Below are 18646 nucleotides of genomic sequence, written 5' to 3' on the forward strand. Positions count from 1 at the left end.
AGCACGAAAGCGCGGTGGGCAGGGATGCCGGATTTCCCTGTAAGCCGTTGGGAGAGCAGGCTATTTCGGGCTTTTGCAGTCCGTGAAGACGATCGTTGTGACGGGCGGGCGCGCTTCTGCGCCCCGCGCGTCGTTTTGCGTTTTGAAGGTCTGAAGAACAGATTCAGGACATTCCCGCCTGAAACTGAGCTTCCGGCCCCCAAGACGGGTTCGAAAAATTCAACCCGGGGAGCGGTGGCAGCCGCGTTCCGGACGGCGCGCCCAGAGCGGGCGACGAAATGAGAGGCCACGATGGCGCAGCAGACATTCACCGGTCGCAAACGCGTTCGCAAGTTTTTCGGACACATCAAGGAAGTCGCCGAGATGCCGAACCTCATCGAGGTTCAGAAGGCGTCCTATGACCAGTTCCTGATGGTCGACGAGCCCCAGGGTGGCCGTCTCGACGAGGGTCTGCAGGCGGTGTTCCGCTCGGTGTTTCCGATCTCCGACTTCTCGGGCACCTCGATGCTGGAATTCGTCCGCTACGAGTTCGAGCAACCGAAATACGACGTCGACGAGTGCCGCCAGCGCGGCATGACCTTCGCGGCTCCCCTCAAGGTGACGCTGCGCCTCATCGTGTTCGATATCGACGAGGAAACCGGCGCGAAGTCGGTGAAGGACATCAAGGAGCAGGACGTCTACATGGGCGACATCCCGCTCATGACGATGAACGGCACCTTCATCGTCAACGGCACCGAGCGCGTCATCGTCTCGCAGATGCACCGTTCGCCCGGCGTGTTCTTCGATCACGACAAGGGCAAGACCCATTCCTCGGGCAAGCTGCTGTTCGCCGCTCGCGTGATCCCGTATCGCGGCTCCTGGCTCGACATCGAGTTCGACGCCAAGGACATCGTCTATGCGCGTATCGACCGTCGCCGCAAGATTCCGGTGACGTCGCTGATGTTCGCGCTCGGCCTCGACGGCGAGGCGATCCTGTCCACGTTCTATAAGAGGATCCTCTACAAGCGGACCAAGGAAGGCTGGCGCGTTCCGTTCGACGCCAACCGCTTCCGCGGCTATTCGACCGTCAACGATTTGATCGACGCCGATACCGGCAAGGTGGTGCTCGAGGCCGGCAAGAAGCTCACCGTCCGTGCCGCCCGCCAGCTCCAGGAGAAGGGGCTGAAGGCGCTGCGCATGGCCGATGAGGAGCTGGTCGGCAACTACGTCGCCGAGGACCTCGTCAACCCGAAGACGGGCGAGATCCATGCTGAAGCCGGTGAGGAAATCACCGACAAGCTGATGAAGGCGCTCAACGAGCAGGGCTACAAGGAGCTGCCGCTGCTCGACATCGACCACGTCAATGTCGGTCCCTACATCCGCAACACGCTGTCGGCCGACAAGAACATGACGCGTGAGGACGCGCTGTTCGACATCTATCGCGTCATGCGTCCCGGCGAGCCGCCGACGCTGGAATCGGCGCAGGCCATGTTCCAGTCGCTGTTCTTCGACGCCGAGCGCTACGATCTCTCTGCGGTCGGCCGCGTCAAGATGAACATGCGCCTCGACCTCGATGCGCCCGATACCCAGCGCACGCTGCGCAAGGAAGACATCCTCTCCGTCATCAAGACGCTGGTGGACCTGCGCGACGGCAAGGGCGAGATCGACGACATCGACCATCTCGGCAACCGCCGTGTGCGTTCGGTCGGCGAGCTCATGGAGAACCAGTACCGCATTGGCCTCCTGCGCATGGAGCGTGCGATCAAGGAGCGCATGTCCTCGGTCGACATCGACACGGTGATGCCGCAGGACCTGATCAACGCCAAGCCGGCGGCTGCCGCCGTGCGCGAGTTCTTCGGCTCCTCGCAGCTCTCGCAGTTCATGGACCAGACCAACCCGCTCAGCGAGATCACCCACAAGCGGCGCCTCTCGGCGCTCGGACCGGGCGGTCTGACCCGCGAGCGCGCCGGCTTCGAAGTGCGCGACGTGCATCCGACGCATTACGGCCGCATCTGCCCGATCGAGACGCCGGAAGGTCCGAACATCGGCCTGATCAACTCGCTCGCGACCTTCGCGCGCGTGAACAAGTATGGCTTCGTCGAGACGCCGTACCGCAAGGTCAAGGACGGCCGCGTCACCGACGAGGTCGTGTACCTCTCGGCGATGGAGGAGGGCCGCTACACGGTCGCGCAGGCCAACGTGCCGCTCGACCCGAAGGGCCGCTTCACCGAAGACCTCGTGGTCTGCCGTCACGCCGGCGAAGTCTTGCCGGTGACGCCGGACAAGGTCGACTACATGGACGTGTCGCCGAAGCAGCTCGTTTCGGTGGCCGCGGCGCTGATCCCGTTCCTCGAGAACGACGACGCCAACCGCGCGCTGATGGGCTCGAACATGCAGCGCCAGGCGGTGCCGCTGGTCCGCGCCGAGGCGCCGTTCGTCGGCACCGGCATGGAAGGCGTGGTTGCGCGTGACTCGGGTGCTGCGATCGCGGCGCGCCGTTCGGGCGTGATCGACCAGATCGATGCGACCCGCGTCGTCATCCGCGCCACGGAAGATCTCGATCCGACCAAGTCGGGCGTCGATATCTACCGGTTGATGAAGTATCAACGCTCCAACCAGTCGACCTGCATCAACCAGCGTCCGCTGGTGAAGGTCGGCGACATCGTGAAGAAGGGCGACATCATCGCCGACGGTCCCTCGACCGATCTCGGCGAGCTCGCGCTCGGCCGCAACGTGCTGGTCGCGTTCATGCCGTGGAACGGATACAACTTCGAAGACTCGATCCTGCTCTCCGAGCGGATCGTGAAAGAAGACGTCTTCACCTCGATCCACATCGAGGAGTTCGAGGTGATGGCCCGCGACACCAAGCTCGGACCTGAGGAAATCACCCGCGACATTCCGAACGTCTCGGAAGAAGCGCTGAAGAACCTCGACGAAGCCGGTATCGTCTACATCGGTGCGGAAGTGCGCGCCGGCGACATCCTGGTCGGCAAGATCACGCCGAAGGGCGAAAGCCCGATGACGCCGGAAGAGAAGCTCCTGCGCGCCATCTTCGGCGAGAAGGCATCCGACGTTCGCGACACTTCGCTGCGCGTCCCTCCGGGCGTGCAGGGCACGATCGTCGAAGTGCGCGTGTTCAACCGTCACGGCGTCGACAAGGACGAGCGTGCGCTGGCGATCGAGCGGGAAGAGATCGAGCGTCTGGCCAAGGACCGCGACGACGAGCAGGCGATCCTCGACCGCAACGTCTACAACCGTCTTGCCGAGCTGCTCGAGGGACGGCAGGGCATCGCCGGTCCGAAGGGCTTCAAGAAAGACACAAAGATCACCCGTGCGGTGCTCGAGGAGTACCCGAAGTCGCAGTGGTGGCTGTTCGCCTCCCCGAACGACAAGCTGATGGCCGAGATCGAGGCCATGCGGAAGCAGTACGACGAGTCGAAGAAGGGGCTGGAACAGCGCTTCCTCGACAAGGTCGAGAAGCTTCAGCGCGGTGACGAATTGCCGCCCGGCGTGATGAAGATGGTCAAGGTCTTCGTCGCGGTTAAGCGCAAGATCCAGCCCGGCGACAAGATGGCCGGCCGCCACGGCAACAAGGGCGTGGTGTCGAAGATCGTGCCGATCGAGGACATGCCGTTCCTCGAAGACGGCACGCATGCCGACATCGTGCTCAATCCGCTGGGCGTGCCCTCGCGCATGAACGTCGGACAGATCCTCGAGACCCATCTCGGCTGGGCCTGCGCCGGCCTCGGCAAGCGTATCGGCCAGACGGTCGATGCGTACCTGTCGAAGCAGGACATCAAACCGTTGAAGGAAACCTTGAAGAAGGTCTACGGCGAGGACGAGACGATCAAGTCGCTCAACGACAACGAACTGATCGAGCTCGGCCACAACTTGAGCCGCGGCGTGCCGATCGCGACGCCGGTGTTCGACGGCGCCAAGGAAGCCGACATCGAGGAGATGCTGAAGCTCGCCGGTCTCGACGCTTCGGGTCAGTCGACCGTCTATGACGGCCGCACCGGCGATCCGTTCGATCGCAAGGTGACGGTGGGCTATATCTACATGCTCAAGCTGCACCATCTCGTCGACGACAAGATCCACGCGCGTTCGATCGGTCCGTACTCGCTCGTCACCCAGCAGCCGCTGGGCGGCAAGGCGCAGTTCGGCGGCCAGCGCTTCGGCGAAATGGAGGTGTGGGCGCTCGAGGCTTACGGCGCGGCGTACACGCTCCAGGAGATGCTGACGGTGAAGTCGGACGACGTCGCCGGCCGCACCAAGGTGTACGAGGCGATCGTGCGCGGCGACGACACGTTCGAGGCTGGTATTCCGGAATCCTTCAACGTGCTGGTCAAGGAAATGCGCTCGCTCGGCCTCAACGTCGACCTGCACAACTCCAAGATGGGACCGGCGCCGACGTCGGAAGCGGCCGAGTAATTCGACCTGTCATGCCCGGCCTTCGCGGCCGGGCGTTGGCGCCCCGCCTGAGGCCTTGAGGGGCAGGGCGCCCCGCTAAGTGATTTTCGAATTTGCGGCCGGAGGCGACCGGCACGCGAGGAGAAGACGATGAACCAAGAAATTATGAATCTCTTCAATCCGACGACGCCGGCTCAGGTCTTCGACCAGATCCGGATCTCGATCGCGTCTCCAGAAAAGATTCTGTCCTGGTCCTACGGCGAGATCAAGAAGCCGGAGACCATCAACTACCGTACCTTCAAGCCGGAGCGCGACGGCCTGTTCTGCGCCCGCATCTTCGGGCCGATCAAGGACTACGAGTGCTTGTGCGGCAAGTACAAGCGCATGAAGTACAAGGGCATCATCTGCGAGAAATGCTCGGTCGAGGTCACGCTGTCGCGCGTCCGGCGCGAGCGTATGGGCCATATCGAGCTCGCAGCCCCCGTCGCCCACATCTGGTTCCTGAAGTCGCTGCCCTCGCGCATCGGCCTCCTGCTGGACATGACGCTGAAGGATCTCGAGCGGATCCTCTATTTCGAATACTACGTCGTGCTGGAGCCGGGCCTGACCGCGCTGAAGGACCGTCAGCTCTTGTCGGAAGACGAGTATCTGAAGGCGCAGGACGAGTACGGCCAGGATTCCTTCACCGCCATGATCGGCGCGGAAGCGATCCGCGAGCTGCTCAAGGGCATGGACCTCGAGAAGCTCGAGGCCTCCTTGCGCGTCGAGATGCAGGAGACCGACTCCGACATCAAGCACAAGAAGCTCGCCAAGCGCCTGAAGATCGTGGAAGCGTTCCGCCACTCCGGCAACAAGCCGGAATGGATGATCATGACCGTGGTCCCGGTGATCCCGCCGGACCTGCGTCCGCTGGTGCCGCTGGACGGCGGCCGCTTCGCGACCTCGGACCTCAACGACCTCTACCGTCGCGTCATCAACCGCAACAACCGCTTGAAGCGGCTGATGGAGCTGCGCGCGCCCGACATCATCATCCGCAACGAGAAGCGCATGCTTCAGGAAGCGGTCGATGCGCTGTTCGACAACGGCCGCCGCGGCCGCGTCATCACCGGCGCCAACAAGCGCCCGCTGAAGTCGCTCGCCGACATGCTCAAGGGCAAGCAGGGCCGCTTCCGTCAGAACCTGCTCGGCAAGCGCGTCGACTATTCGGGCCGTTCGGTGATCGTGGTCGGTCCCGAGCTGCGTCTGCATCAGTGCGGCCTGCCGAAGAAGATGGCGCTCGAGCTGTTCAAGCCGTTCATCTACTCGCGGCTTGACGCCAAGGGCCTGTCCACCACCGTGAAGCAGGCCAAGAAGCTGGTCGAGAAGGAGCGGCCCGAGGTCTGGGACATCCTGGACGAGGTCATCCGCGAGCATCCGGTGCTGCTCAACCGCGCACCGACGCTGCACCGACTCGGCATCCAGGCGTTCGAGCCCGTGCTGATCGAGGGCAAGGCGATCCAGCTGCACCCGCTGGTCTGCTCCGCGTTCAACGCCGACTTCGACGGTGATCAGATGGCCGTGCACGTTCCGCTGTCGCTCGAAGCGCAGCTGGAAGCGCGCGTCCTGATGATGTCGACCAACAACATCCTGCATCCGGCGAACGGTCAGCCGATCATCGTGCCGTCGCAGGACATCGTGCTCGGTCTCTACTACGTCTCGATCATGCGTGAAGGCCTGCCCGGCGAGGGCAAGGTGTTCGGCGACATGGCCGAGCTCGAGCACGCCCTGCATGCGAAGGTCATCCACCTCCACACCAAGATCAAGTACCGGTGGGAAGGCATGGACGAGACCGGCAAGGTCTCCAAGCGCTGGATCGAGACCACCGCCGGCCGCGTCATGCTCGGCAATCTGCTGCCGAAGAACCCGCGCATCTCGTACGAGATCATCAACAAGCTGATGACCAAGCGCGAGATCTCGGGCGTGATCGACCAGGTCTACCGTCACTGCGGCCAGAAGGAGACGGTGATCTTCTGCGACCGCATCATGGCGCTCGGCTTCTACAACGCGTTCAAGGCCGGCATCTCGTTCGGCAAGGACGACATGGTCGTGCCGCACGGCAAGTGGAAGATCGTCGATACCACCCGTACGTTGGCGAAGGATTTCGAGCAGCAGTACAACGACGGCCTGATCACCCATGGCGAGAAGTACAACAAGGTCGTCGACGCCTGGTCGAAGGCCACGGAAGAAATCGCCAAGGCGATGATGAAGGAGATCTCCGCCACCAAGAAGACGGCGAGCGGGGCCGATGCCGACATCAACTCGATCTACATGATGGCTCACTCCGGTGCCCGCGGTTCGCCGGCCCAGATGCGCCAGCTCGCCGGCATGCGCGGCCTGATGGCCAAGCCGTCGGGTGAGATCATCGAGACGCCGATCATCTCGAACTTCAAGGAAGGCCTCTCGGTTCTCGAGTACTTCAACTCGACCCACGGCGCCCGCAAGGGCCTCGCGGACACCGCGTTGAAGACTGCGAACTCGGGCTACCTGACCCGTCGTCTCGTCGACGTGGCGCAGGACTGCATCATCACGCAGAGTGACTGCGGCACCAAGCTCGGCATCAAGATGCGCGCCATCGTCGACGCCGGCACCGTGGTGGCTTCGCTCGGCTCGCGCATCCTTGGACGCACGGCCTGCGAAGACATCCGTGACAGCTCGGGCAAGGTGATCATCAAGCGCGACACGCTGATGGAAGAGAGCCATCTGGACGCCATCCAGCAGGGTGGTGTGCAGGAGGTGAAGATCCGCTCGGCGCTGACCTGCGAGCTCGTCAACGGCATCTGCGGCAAGTGCTACGGCCGCGACCTCGCCCGCGGCACGCCGGTCAACCACGGTGAAGCCGTCGGCGTCATCGCGGCGCAGTCGATCGGTGAGCCGGGCACCCAGCTGACCATGCGCACCTTCCACATCGGCGGTGCGGCGCAGCTCAACGAGCAGTCCTTCGTCGAAGCCAACTTCGACGGCAAGATCGTGATCCGGAACAAGGCCATCGCCCGCAACAGCGAAGGTCACCTGATCGCGATGGTGCGCAACATGGTGGTGGCGATCGTCGATGCCGACGGCACCGAGCGTGCGACGCACCGTGTCCAGTACGGCTCGCGTCTGCACGTGGACGAAGGCGACATGGTCAAGCGCGGCCAGCGCGTCGTCGAGTGGGATCCCTACACCCGTCCGCTCCTCACCGAAGTCGAAGGTACGATCGGCTTCGAGGATCTGGTCGAGGGGCAATCGATCTCGGAAACGCTGGACGAGGCCACCGGTATCGCCAAGCGCGTGGTTATCGACTGGCGCTCGACCCGCGGCGGCTCGGACCTGCGTCCGGCCATCGTGGTCAAGGGCAAGGACGGCAAGGTGCTCAAGCTCCCCCGTGGCGGCGATGCCCGCTACATGCTGTCGGTCGACGCCATTCTCTCGGTCGACGTCGGAGCCAAGGTCAATCCGGGCGACATCCTCGCCCGTGTCTCGACCGAAAGCGCCAAGACGCGTGACATCACCGGCGGTCTGCCGCGGGTGGCGGAACTGTTCGAGGCACGGCGTCCGAAGGATGCGGCGATCATCGCCGAAATCGCGGGCACTATCCGGTTCGGACGCGACTACAAGAACAAGCGTCGCATCTCGATCGAGCCGATGGACAAGACCGAGGAGCCGCGCGAGTACCTGATCCCGAAGGGCAAGCACATCCACCTTCAGGACGGCGACGTCGTCGAAAAGGGCGACTTCATCGTGGAAGGCAACCCGGCGCCGCACGACATTCTTGCGGTGAAGGGCATCGAGGAGCTTGCGGCTTACCTGGTCAACGAAATCCAGGAGGTCTACCGGCTCCAGGGCGTGCTCATCAACGACAAGCACATCGAGGTGATTGTCCGTCAGATGCTCCAGAAGGTGGAAGTCACCGACCAGGGCGACACGGACATGATCTCCGGCGAGCAGGTCGACAAGATCGAGTTCGACGCGCTGAACGAGAAGGCCAAGGAAGAGGGCAAGAAGCCCGCCACGGGGACGCCGGTTCTGCTCGGCATCACCAAGGCGAGCCTTCAGACCCGCTCATTCTTCTCGGCGGCCTCGTTCCAGGAGACCACCCGCGTCCTCACGGAAGCGGCGGTCAACGGCAAGATCGATCCGCTCGAAGGCCTCAAGGAGAACGTCATCGTCGGCCGGCTGATCCCGGCGGGCACCGGCGCCTCCATGGCCAAGATCCGCGAAGTCGCCATGAAGCGCGACAAGCTGATCCTGGACGAGCGCGAGAAGCAGGCGGCCGTCGTGTCGCCCGCGCCGGAAGCGGAGCCGATGGCGCTGCCGCCGGCGGAATGATGGTTCATCCGTAAGAATACCGAGGACAATGAAAAGGCCGGCTTTTGCCGGCCTTTTTGCTGCTTTCTGTGTTTGTTGCTATGCGGGATCAGTCTTTGTTCATCTTTCCTTCAGCCGCAAAAGAGCTTCTGCTAGGAGAGCTTAGACCGGTGGTCCCGTGACGGGGGCAGGGCCGGAGACCACGGAACTCACATGCTTGATCTCGCAATCGTAGGCGGCGGCCCCGGCGGGCTGATGAGCGCCTGGTATCTTAAGCGCAAGCTCGGCGACCTCTGCCGCGTCACCATCTTCGAGGCGTCCGACCGGCTCGGCGGCAAGATCGTCACGCGCAAATTCGATTCCGCGCCCGCGATGTACGAGGCTGGCGTTGCCGAGATCTACGACTACTCGATGACCGGGCCCGATCCGCTGCGCGAGCTGATCCAGCATTTCGGGCTTCAGACCATTCCGATGGATGCCGAGCAGGTGCAGTTCGGCGGCGAGCTCCTCAACGACATCGCTGGCATGCGCCGCAAATACGGCGCCAAGACCGCGGCCGCGATCGAGGCGTTCCGCAAGCGCTGCACCGAGGTGATGTCGCCGATCGAGTATTACGAAGGCGTCGGCGCGCACGACAACGAGAACCCCTGGGCCTACAAGACCGCCGAGCAGGTGCTCGATGAGGAGGTCGAGGACGAGACGGCAAAGCGTTTCTTCAAGGTCATGGCGCGCTCGGACATCGCGACCGAGAGCCACAACACCAACGGCCTCAACGCGCTCAAGAACTATCTGATGGACGTCGACGGCTATATCGGCCTCTATTCCATCCAGAACGGCAACGAGCAGCTGATCGAGTGCCTGCAGTCGGAGGTCAATGCCGACATCCAGCTCAATCACCGGGTGCTTACCGTCGGCAAGGCGCCGACCGGCCGTTATCAACTCAAGATGATGAACGGCAAGGGGCCCGAAACGCGCGACTTCGATCTCGTGCTGATGTGCCTGCCGCATTCCTGGCTCGCGACCGTCGGCTGGGAAGGCGAGCAGCTGCGCAAGTCGATGGTCAAGCACGTCTCATACTTCGATCGCCCGGCGCACTACTTGCGCGTCTCGATTCTGTTCGACTCGCCGTTCTGGGGCGAGAGGATTCCCGGCGCCTGGTTCATGTCGGAAGCCTTCGGCGGCTGCTGCGTCTACAACGAGGGCGCGCGCCACGACGTCGGCAAGCACGGCGTCTTGAACTGGCTCATTCCCGGCTCCGACGCGCTGGCCTTCGCCAATCTGTCGGATCAGGAGCTGATCGATGCGGCGCTGAAATCGCTGCCGGCATCGCTCGGCGATGCGCGTTTGCATTTTGTGGAAGGCAAGATCCACCGCTGGCTGTCGTCGGTGAACGCGCTGCCGGGCGGTCTGCCGGTGCGCGACGTCATGACCAATCACCGGCCCGAGCCGAAGCAGCATCCCGGCATCGTGGTCGTCGGCGACTACCTATTCGACTCGACGCTGAATGGTCTGCTCGACTCCTCGGATGCGGCGACTGACATCATCCTGACCGAGATGATGCGCCTGCGGCGCGAGCGCGCGCAGGAGGACAAGCCGCTCTCCGACAAGATCGACCGCGATTATTTCGAGAACTATCGCGGCCTTGGTCCCTATGACGAGGCGTGGCGCCACTTCACCGATCCCGATTATCTCACGAGGCTGATCGGCATCGTCTGGGGCGAGGCGAAGGGCGCCAAGCTGCTGGTCGCGGGCTCTGCCAGCGGCGAGCTGGTCGGTGCGCTGCGCGATCGCGGCATCGATGCATGGGGAATCGAGAACAACCGCGCCATCCACGCCAAAACGCCGAAGGCGCTGAAGAAGTACAACAAGCTCGGCTCGATCACCGACATGCCGTTCAAGGACGGTGCGTTCGACTTCGTGTTCGAGACCAGCCTCTGCCACGTTTCGCCGAAGCAGGTGGTCCGCGCGATCCGCGAGCTGAATCGTGTGGTCAAGACCGGCCTCGTGTTCGGCTCGATCACGTCGGACATGGCGCCGGCACTGATCGACCGCTACGACCTGCTGCGCGGGGTCAAGAAGCTCGGCACCTGGTGGGAATGGTCCGAACTGTTCTTCGGCAACGGCTTCGATCTGTCGATGCACCGCAAGGACTGCACCGATGCGCTCTGGGAGGCGACGCTCGCCGCGAGCAAGGGGCCGGGCCAGTGGTACGCCGACGCTGACAGCTTGCGCTATTCCTTCTTCGACAAGGTCGAGGACGACGACTAGCCAAGACGTCGGGCGCCTTCGCCAATTGCTTTGCCGAATTCAACTTGATGGCATAGAATCGGTGCAATAGCGGCAGCCGCTATTCCTGCTTTCTCTGCGGTCATGCCGGCCGTCAGCATCGGTTGGTTTCATGGCGTCCAAGCCCCTCTCGCCCGACAAACAGAAGCTCGCCGCGGAAGAGGCGGCCGAGCTCGACGACAAGCTCGCCGCCACCGCGAAGCCGGAACTCGAAGACGAGGAGGACAACCAGGGCGAGGACGAGCTGGAGCTCGATGACGAGGATGAGGACGAGGACCTCGTCGTCTTTACCGCGCGCGAGGCCGCCGGCGCGCTCGCCACCATCGTCGGGTTCGTCAGGCCCTATCTGACCAACTACAAGCGGATGTTGTCATTCGTTGCGTTCGGCGTCTGCGTCGAGACGCTGTTCAACGTCATCATGCCGCTCAGCCTGAAGTACCTGATCGACGACGCGCTCGGCGAGGAGGACTTCCAGGCTCTTTACAAGATCCTCGGCGTGCTCGCGGCCGCCGGCATCTTCACCTCGATCGTGGCGGTCTGGTACGAGCGCTGGGACGCGCGGCTCGCTGCCTGCATCATTTCCGACGTGCGCAAACGCCTGTTCGAGCATGTCCAGGATCTGCCGGCGGCCTATTTCGGCCGCACCAAGCGCGGCGAGATCCTGTCGCGCTTTTCCGTCGATCTTTCGGCCTTCGAAGGCTCGGTCAAGAGCTTTGCCAACAGCGCAGCGCTGCCGTTTCTGGAACTGATCGCCGGCATCATCCTGATGGTGTTCCTGAACTGGCAGCTCGCGGTGGTCGCGCTGCTGGTGTTCCCGATCACGCTGATCGGCCCACGCATCCTCACCCCGAAGGCGGTGCAGGCCAATTACGAGCAGAAGCTCAACGAGAGCGCGCTGCTCGGCATGGTGCAGGAGAACGTGGCGGCCCAGGCCGTGATCAAGGCGTTCAGCCTGCAGCGCAAGATGTTCGGCTTCTTCACCTTCCGCAACGACGAGACGCGCAACAAGATCGCCTCGGCCGCGTTCCTGTCGACCATGGTGGAGCGGACGGTCACCATCTCGGTGCTGCTCCTGCACCTGGTCGTGCTCGCGATCGGTGCATATCTGGCAACCAAGGGCCAGATCACCATCGGCACCTTCGTCACCTTCGAGAGCGCGTTCTGGGAGGTTTCCTACAATATCGCCCATGTGATGCATTTCATCCCGGTGTCGATCTCCTCGGCCGCTGCGATCCGGCACATCCAGGAGCTGCTCGACGAGCCGACGCGCGGTGCCGATCGCCCCGGCGCGCCCGACCTGCCGCGCATCACCAACGACATCACCTTCGACCGCGTGACGTTCCAATACGAAGGTAGCCAGACGCCGGTGCTGGACAATCTCAGCCTCAAGCTCAAGGCCGGCAAGCGCATCGCCATCGTCGGACCGTCAGGCTCCGGCAAGAGCACGCTGCTCAATCTGATCCTGCGGCTCTACGTGCCCGACGAAGGTCGCGTCACCATCGATGGTGTCGACGTCCGCAAGGTGACGCTGGATTCGCTGCGCCGGAGCATGGCGGTGGTGTTCCAGGAGAACATGCTGTTCAACATGTCGATCCGCGAGAACATCCGGCTCGGCAAGGAGGGCGCGACCGACGAAGAGGTGGAGGAGGCGGCCAAGAAGGCCGAGATCCACCGCTACATCATGGGTCTGCCGCAGCGATACGACACGCCGGTCGGCGAGCGCGGCGAAACGCTCTCAGGCGGCCAGCGCCAGCGCATCGCGATCGCGCGCGCAATCATCCGTAACCCGTCCGTGCTGCTGCTGGACGAAGCCACCTCGGCGCTCGACCAGACCACGGAAGCCGCGATCAACCGCACGCTGCTGAAGGTCGCCAAGGGCCGCACCATGATCTGGTCGACCCACCGCCTGGCCTCGGTGGTCGAGATGGACGAGATCATCGTGATTTCAGGTGGCAAGGCGATCGAGCGCGGCTCCCATGCGGAGTTGCTCGCCAGGAACGGCACCTATCGCAAGCTGTGGAACGATCAGATTCACCAGCCCCATGGCGCGGCGGCTCACGCGGACGACGATGACGACGAGGATGAAGACGACCTCGAGGATGATGAGGATGACGGGGAGGAGTGACCGGGGGCGTTCGGCTCCGGAGGGAGCGCCGTGTCCTATCCATGTCTCGTCGCCCAAGCATGCGTGGCCCAGCACCGACTCAGTGATTCCCTGACGCAAGGCGTTCGGCCGGCGCCAAGCCGCGGACTTTTTCGATATTTGGCTTGGGCGCATCGGCCCGTCGCGGGTCGACCAGTACTGCCGAAATCCCCGCGAGACCGGGCATCGCGGCACGCCAGGGAAGCTGGAAAACCGCCGCCAGCCAGCGGATTTGTGCATGGGCAGGAAAAAGCCCACAGTTTTGATAATAAAACTACATTTTGTCCGGGTATAATTTCCTTCGGATCTGGTAGACCAACCGCTTCGTCCCCATCTCAGGCAGGCGCGGGGAGGCGGCCAAGAGGCTATTTTTGCAGGCGCTGAAGCGCTTTGTGACTGTCGTTTCACCTTGACTTGACCGATTCTCACTTATAGAAAGCGCCTCACTTAACGACAGGCGGTGAGCATCGCCAGCGTCGGAACGGGCCACCCGTTTGATCCCCAAGGACTAGATCCACAAGGGTCGTAAAGGCGGGCACCAACCTCGACGAATGCCGCTCAAACGCTGTCGATCATAGCTAGGCAATGCCAGTGCGATTTTAGTTCTCTTGAGCACGTTCTCATGAGATCGAACTCGGATGCATGACCTCAGTGCGCGGGCCGCGGCATTGTGCTGACCGGTCTAACTACTGCGGTCCTCTGTGGCGTCGAAGCGCTTTCCGCTCGTTGATGGAGCGGTTGGCGCAATTTCGCTTTGCGCGGATTGATTTGCGCAGGGCGGCCCCGTCGGGCGGGTGGCTCGAAAGAATTTGCGGTCCCGGCAACGGGCCGCGGCAAGACAGCGGGCCCGGAAGGGGCCGCGGCAGAACAAAAGGGTAAGGCCAGGATGCCGACGATCAACCAGCTGATCGCTCAACCGCGGGAAGTGCAGAAGTCGCGCAAGAAGGTGCCGGCGCTGCAGCAGTCGCCGCAGAAGCGTGGTGTTTGCACCCGCGTCTACACCACGACCCCGAAGAAGCCGAACTCGGCGCTTCGTAAGGTCGCCAAGGTGCGCTTGACCAACGGTTTCGAGGTGATCGGCTACATCCCCGGCGAGGGTCATAACCTCCAGGAGCACTCGGTGGTCATGATCCGCGGCGGCCGCGTCAAGGACTTGCCCGGCGTGCGCTACCACATCCTCCGCGGCGTTCTGGATACCCAGGGCGTCAAGAACCGTAAGCAGCGTCGTTCGAAGTACGGCGCGAAGCGTCCGAAGTAAGCGGGAACCAGCTCAATGTCTCGTCGCCACTCAGCGGAAAAGCGCGAAGTTCTTCCCGATCCGAAGTTCGGGAACATCATCGTCACGAAGTTCATGAACTCGGTGATGTACGCCGGCAAGAAGTCGGTCGCGGAAGGTATCGTCTACGGTGCGTTCGGCATCATCGAATCCAAGACCAAGCAGAACCCGCTCGGCGTGTTCGAGCAGGCGCTCGAGAACGTCATGCCGACGATCGAGGTTCGCTCCCGCCGCGTCGGCGGCGCGACCTACCAGGTGCCGGTCGAAGTTCGCTCGACCCGCCGTCAGGCGCTGGGCATCCGCTGGCTGATCTCGGCCGCGCGCGAGCGCAACGAGAAGACCATGACCGAGCGGCTCTCGGCTGAGCTGCTGGATGCGTCGAACAACCGTGGGAACGCCGTCAAGAAGCGTGAAGACGTGCACCGGATGGCGGAAGCCAACCGCGCCTTCTCGCACTATCGCTGGTAACGGCGAAACAAACGGACTCGCAAGGAACACCCCATGCCCCGCCAACATGCCATCGAGGACTACCGTAACTTCGGTATCATGGCGCATATCGACGCCGGCAAGACGACGACGACCGAGCGCATCCTCTACTACACCGGCAAGAGCCACAAGATCGGCGAAGTGCACGAAGGTGCCGCGACGATGGACTGGATGGAGCAGGAGCAGGAGCGTGGCATCACGATCACCTCGGCTGCGACCACCGCCTTCTGGGCCGGCAAGCGCCTGAACATCATCGACACTCCCGGCCACGTCGACTTCACCATCGAAGTCGAGCGTTCGCTGCGCGTGCTCGACGGCGCCGTCTGCGTGCTCGACTCGAACCAGGGCGTCGAGCCCCAGACCGAGACCGTCTGGCGCCAGGGTGACAAGTACAAGGTTCCGCGCATCGTCTTCGCCAACAAGATGGACAAGATCGGTGCGGACTTCTTCAAGTGCCTGTCCGACATCGTTGACCGTCTGGGCGCCAAGCCCGTCGCGATCCAGCTTCCGATCGGTGCCGAGAACAACTTCAAGGGTCTCGTCGATCTCGTGAAGATGAAGGGCGTCGTCTGGAACGATGAAGCGCTCGGCGCGAAGTTCGACTATGTCGACATTCCGGAAGACCTGGTCGACCAGGCCAAGGAATACCGCGAGAAGATGGTGGAAGCCGCCGTCGAGCTCGACGATGACGCCATGGCCGCCTATCTCGACGGCAAGGAGCCGGACGAGGCGACCCTCAAGCGCCTGATCCGCAAGGCGGTGCTGACCGGTGCGTTCTATCCCGTGCTGTGCGGTTCGGCCTTCAAGAACAAGGGCGTGCAGCCGCTGCTCGACGCCGTCGTCGACTACCTGCCGTCGCCGCTCGATGTGCCCGCGATCAAGGGCACCGACGACAAGGGCAACGAAGTCGTGCGCAAGGCGGACGACAAGGAGCCGCTGGCGCTGCTCGCGTTCAAGATCATGGACGATCCGTTCGTCGGCACCATCACCTTCTGCCGCATTTACTCCGGCGTTCTGCAGAGCGGCACCGGCGTCGTGAACTCGACCCGCGAGAAGAAGGAGCGGATCGGGCGCATGCTGCTGATGCATGCGAACAACCGCGAGGACATCAAGGAAGCCTATGCCGGCGACATCGTCGCGCTGGCCGGCCTGAAGGAAGCGCGCACCGGCGACACGCTGTGCGATCCGGACAAGCAGGTGATCCTGGAGAAGATGGAATTCCCCGAGCCGGTCATCGAGATCGCGATCGAGCCGAAGTCCAAGGCCGACCAGGAGAAGCTGGGCGTGGCGCTGGCCAAGCTCGCTGCGGAAGATCCGTCCTTCCGCGTGTCGACCGACCACGAGTCCGGCCAGACCATCCTCAAGGGCATGGGCGAACTCCATCTCGACATCAAGGTCGACATCCTCAAGCGCACCTACAAGGTCGACGCCAACATCGGTGCGCCGCAGGTGGCCTTCCGTGAGCGCGTCACCAAGCGGGTCGAGCACAGCTACACCCACAAGAAGCAGACCGGCGGTACCGGCCAGTTCGCGGCCGTGTCGTTCATCGTCGAGCCGAACGAAGCCGGCAAGGGCTACGAGTTCGAGTCGAAGATCGTCGGTGGCGCGGTGCCGAAGGAATACATCCCCGGCGTCGAGAAGGGCCTCGAGAGCGTGCTGTCGTCCGGCGTGGTCGCGGGCTTCCCCGTGGTCGACGTCAAGGTGCAGCTCGTCGACGGTAAGTATCACGACGTCGACTCGTCGGCGCTCGCCTTCGAAATCGCCTCGCGCGCCTGCTTCCGCGAGGCGCTCCAGATGGGCAAGTCCGTCCTGCTCGAGCCGATCATGAAGGTCGAAGTGGTGACCCCGGAAGACTACACCGGCTCGGTCATCGGCGACCTGAACTCCCGGCGCGGTCAGATCCAGGGTCAGGACATGCGCGGCAACGCCAACGTCATCAACGCGATGGTGCCGCTCATGAACATGTTCGGTTACGTGAACAATCTGCGCTCGATGAGCCAGGGTCGCGCGACCTTCACCATGCAGTTCGATCACTACGCAGAAGCGCCGGCCAACGTGTCGGCAGAAGTCCAGAAGAAGTTTGCCTGATTGTCGTCGGTCTCAAGCTGACGATTGAACGGAGAGTCAAATGGCCAAAGCAAAGTTTGAACGTACCAAGCCGCACTGCAACATCGGCACCATCGGTCACGTGGACCATGGCAAGACGTCGCTGACCGCGGCGATCACCAAGATCCTCGCCGAGACCGGCGGCGCGACGTTCACCGCGTACGATCAGATCGACAAGGCGCCGGAAGAGAAGGCTCGCGGCATCACCATCTCGACCGCGCACGTCGAGTACGAGACCACGAACCGCCACTACGCCCACGTCGACTGCCCCGGCCACGCCGACTACGTCAAGAACATGATCACCGGCGCCGCCCAGATGGACGGTGCGATCCTGGTCGTGTCGGCCGCTGACGGCCCGATGCCGCAGACCCGCGAGCACATCCTGCTCGCCCGCCAGGTCGGCGTGCCCGCGCTCGTCGTGTTCCTCAACAAGTGCGACATGGTCGACGATCCGGAGCTGCTCGAGCTCGTCGAGCTCGAAGTCCGCGAGCTGCTCTCGAAGTACGAATTCCCCGGCGACAAGATTCCGATCATCAAGGGTTCGGCGCTCGCCGCTCTCGAAGATTCGGACAAGAAGCTCGGCCACGACGCCATCCTCGAGCTGATGCGCAACGTCGACGAGTACATCCCGCAGCCGGAGCGTCCGATCGACCAGCCGTTCCTGATGCCGGTTGAAGACGTGTTCTCGATCTCGGGCCGCGGCACCGTCGTGACCGGCCGTGTCGAGCGCGGCGTCGTCAAGGTCGGCGAGGAAATCGAGATCGTCGGTCTGCGTGCGACCCAGAAGACCACCGTCACCGGCGTCGAAATGTTCCGCAAGCTGCTCGATCAGGGCCAGGCCGGCGACAACATCGGCGCGCTGCTCCGCGGTACCAAGCGTGAGGACGTCGAGCGCGGTCAGGTTCTGGCCAAGCCGGGTTCGGTCAAGCCGCACACCAAATTCAAGGCCGAGGCCTACATCCTCACCAAGGAAGAGGGCGGTCGCCACACCCCGTTCTTCACCAACTACCGTCCGCAGTTCTACTTCCGCACCACCGACGTGACCGGTGTCGTGCACCTGCCGGAAGGCACCGAGATGGTGATGCCGGGCGACAACATCGCGATGGAAGTGCACCTGATCGTGCCGATCGCGATGGAAGAGAAGCTCCGCTTCGCGATCCGCGAAGGCGGCCGCACCGTCGGCGCCGGCGTCGTCGCCTCGATCATCGAGTAACAAGCGAATAGGGAATGGTGAGTGGCGAATAGGGATTTCTATTCGCTACTCGCTACTCGCCACTCACTAAAGAAAGCACGGCAATGAACGGCCAAAATATTCGTATCCGTCTCAAGGCGTTCGACCATCGTATCCTCGATACGTCGACCCGTGAGATCGTGAACACGGCGAAGCGCACCGGCGCGCAGGTCCGCGGACCCATTCCGCTGCCCACCCGCATCGAGAAGTTCACCGTCAACCGTTCGCCCCACGTCGACAAGAAGAGCCGCGAACAGTTCGAGATGCGCACTCACAAGCGCCTGCTCGACATCGTCGATCCGACCCCGCAGACCGTCGATGCTTTGATGAAGCTCGATCTGGCCGCCGGTGTCGACGTCGAGATCAAGCTCTGAGCAAGACCCCGAAAAGTGGGCAACGGTTT

General features: G+C 63.1%; 9 protein-coding genes. All 9 read left to right on the top strand.

What is annotated here, in order from left to right; genetic code table 11:
• Positions 1-291 precede the first annotated feature (291 nt).
• The 9 genes from rpoB (at position 292) to rpsJ (ending at position 18617) form a co-directional block, all read left to right on the top strand.
• Entirely contained in the window at positions 292-4410 is a 4119-nt protein-coding gene (gene rpoB / locus AAE027_RS04255) for a DNA-directed RNA polymerase subunit beta (protein ID WP_091894763.1), read from the top strand.
• 129 nt (positions 4411-4539) lie between these two features.
• Positions 4540-8736: a DNA-directed RNA polymerase subunit beta' gene (gene rpoC, locus AAE027_RS04260; RefSeq protein WP_091894761.1), complete on the top strand. Its 4197-nt coding sequence runs from the start codon at positions 4540-4542 to the stop codon at positions 8734-8736.
• Positions 8737-8928: 192 nt separating this feature from the next.
• Complete coding sequence (locus AAE027_RS04265) at positions 8929-10983, top strand: FAD-dependent oxidoreductase (RefSeq protein WP_370985637.1); 2055 nt, start codon at positions 8929-8931, stop codon at positions 10981-10983.
• 130 nt (positions 10984-11113) lie between these two features.
• Complete coding sequence (locus AAE027_RS04270) at positions 11114-13126, top strand: ABC transporter ATP-binding protein (RefSeq protein WP_370985638.1); 2013 nt, start codon at positions 11114-11116, stop codon at positions 13124-13126.
• Between the two features lie 904 nt (positions 13127-14030).
• Positions 14031-14402 (top strand): 30S ribosomal protein S12, encoded by a 372-nt coding sequence (gene rpsL / locus AAE027_RS04275; protein ID WP_007603006.1) that lies wholly within the window; start codon positions 14031-14033, stop codon positions 14400-14402.
• Positions 14403-14417: 15 nt separating this feature from the next.
• A complete protein-coding gene (gene rpsG / locus AAE027_RS04280) occupies positions 14418-14888 on the top strand; it encodes a 30S ribosomal protein S7 (protein WP_008136420.1) in 471 nt (156 codons plus the stop codon).
• 33 nt (positions 14889-14921) lie between these two features.
• On the top strand, positions 14922-16994 hold the full coding sequence (gene fusA / locus AAE027_RS04285; RefSeq protein WP_091894754.1) for an elongation factor G: 2073 nt from the start codon (positions 14922-14924) through the stop codon (positions 16992-16994).
• Between the two features lie 40 nt (positions 16995-17034).
• Positions 17035-18225: an elongation factor Tu gene (gene tuf, locus AAE027_RS04290; RefSeq protein ID WP_027574053.1), complete on the top strand. Its 1191-nt coding sequence runs from the start codon at positions 17035-17037 to the stop codon at positions 18223-18225.
• An 83-nt stretch (positions 18226-18308) separates the two neighbouring features.
• On the top strand, positions 18309-18617 hold the full coding sequence (rpsJ, locus tag AAE027_RS04295) for a 30S ribosomal protein S10 (protein WP_002712302.1): 309 nt from the start codon (positions 18309-18311) through the stop codon (positions 18615-18617).
• Positions 18618-18646 lie beyond the last annotated feature (29 nt).

The organism is Bradyrhizobium sp. DN3 (assembly GCF_041357655.1).
Lineage (GTDB): Bacteria > Pseudomonadota > Alphaproteobacteria > Rhizobiales > Xanthobacteraceae > Bradyrhizobium.

What these genes read in the sequence shown, in the direction of transcription:
- rpoB (WP_091894763.1), top strand. Translation starts at nt 292, where the DNA reads ATGGCGCAGCAGACATTCACCGGTCGCAAACGCGTTCGCAAGTTTTTC.
- rpsG (WP_008136420.1), top strand. Translation starts at nt 14,418, where the DNA reads ATGTCTCGTCGCCACTCAGCGGAAAAGCGCGAAGTTCTTCCCGATCCG.
- rpsJ (WP_002712302.1), top strand. Translation starts at nt 18,309, where the DNA reads ATGAACGGCCAAAATATTCGTATCCGTCTCAAGGCGTTCGACCATCGT.
- fusA (WP_091894754.1), top strand. Translation starts at nt 14,922, where the DNA reads ATGCCCCGCCAACATGCCATCGAGGACTACCGTAACTTCGGTATCATG.
- AAE027_RS04265 (WP_370985637.1), top strand. Translation starts at nt 8,929, where the DNA reads ATGCTTGATCTCGCAATCGTAGGCGGCGGCCCCGGCGGGCTGATGAGC.
- rpsL (WP_007603006.1), top strand. Translation starts at nt 14,031, where the DNA reads ATGCCGACGATCAACCAGCTGATCGCTCAACCGCGGGAAGTGCAGAAG.
- tuf (WP_027574053.1), top strand. Translation starts at nt 17,035, where the DNA reads ATGGCCAAAGCAAAGTTTGAACGTACCAAGCCGCACTGCAACATCGGC.
- AAE027_RS04270 (WP_370985638.1), top strand. Translation starts at nt 11,114, where the DNA reads ATGGCGTCCAAGCCCCTCTCGCCCGACAAACAGAAGCTCGCCGCGGAA.
- rpoC (WP_091894761.1), top strand. Translation starts at nt 4,540, where the DNA reads ATGAACCAAGAAATTATGAATCTCTTCAATCCGACGACGCCGGCTCAG.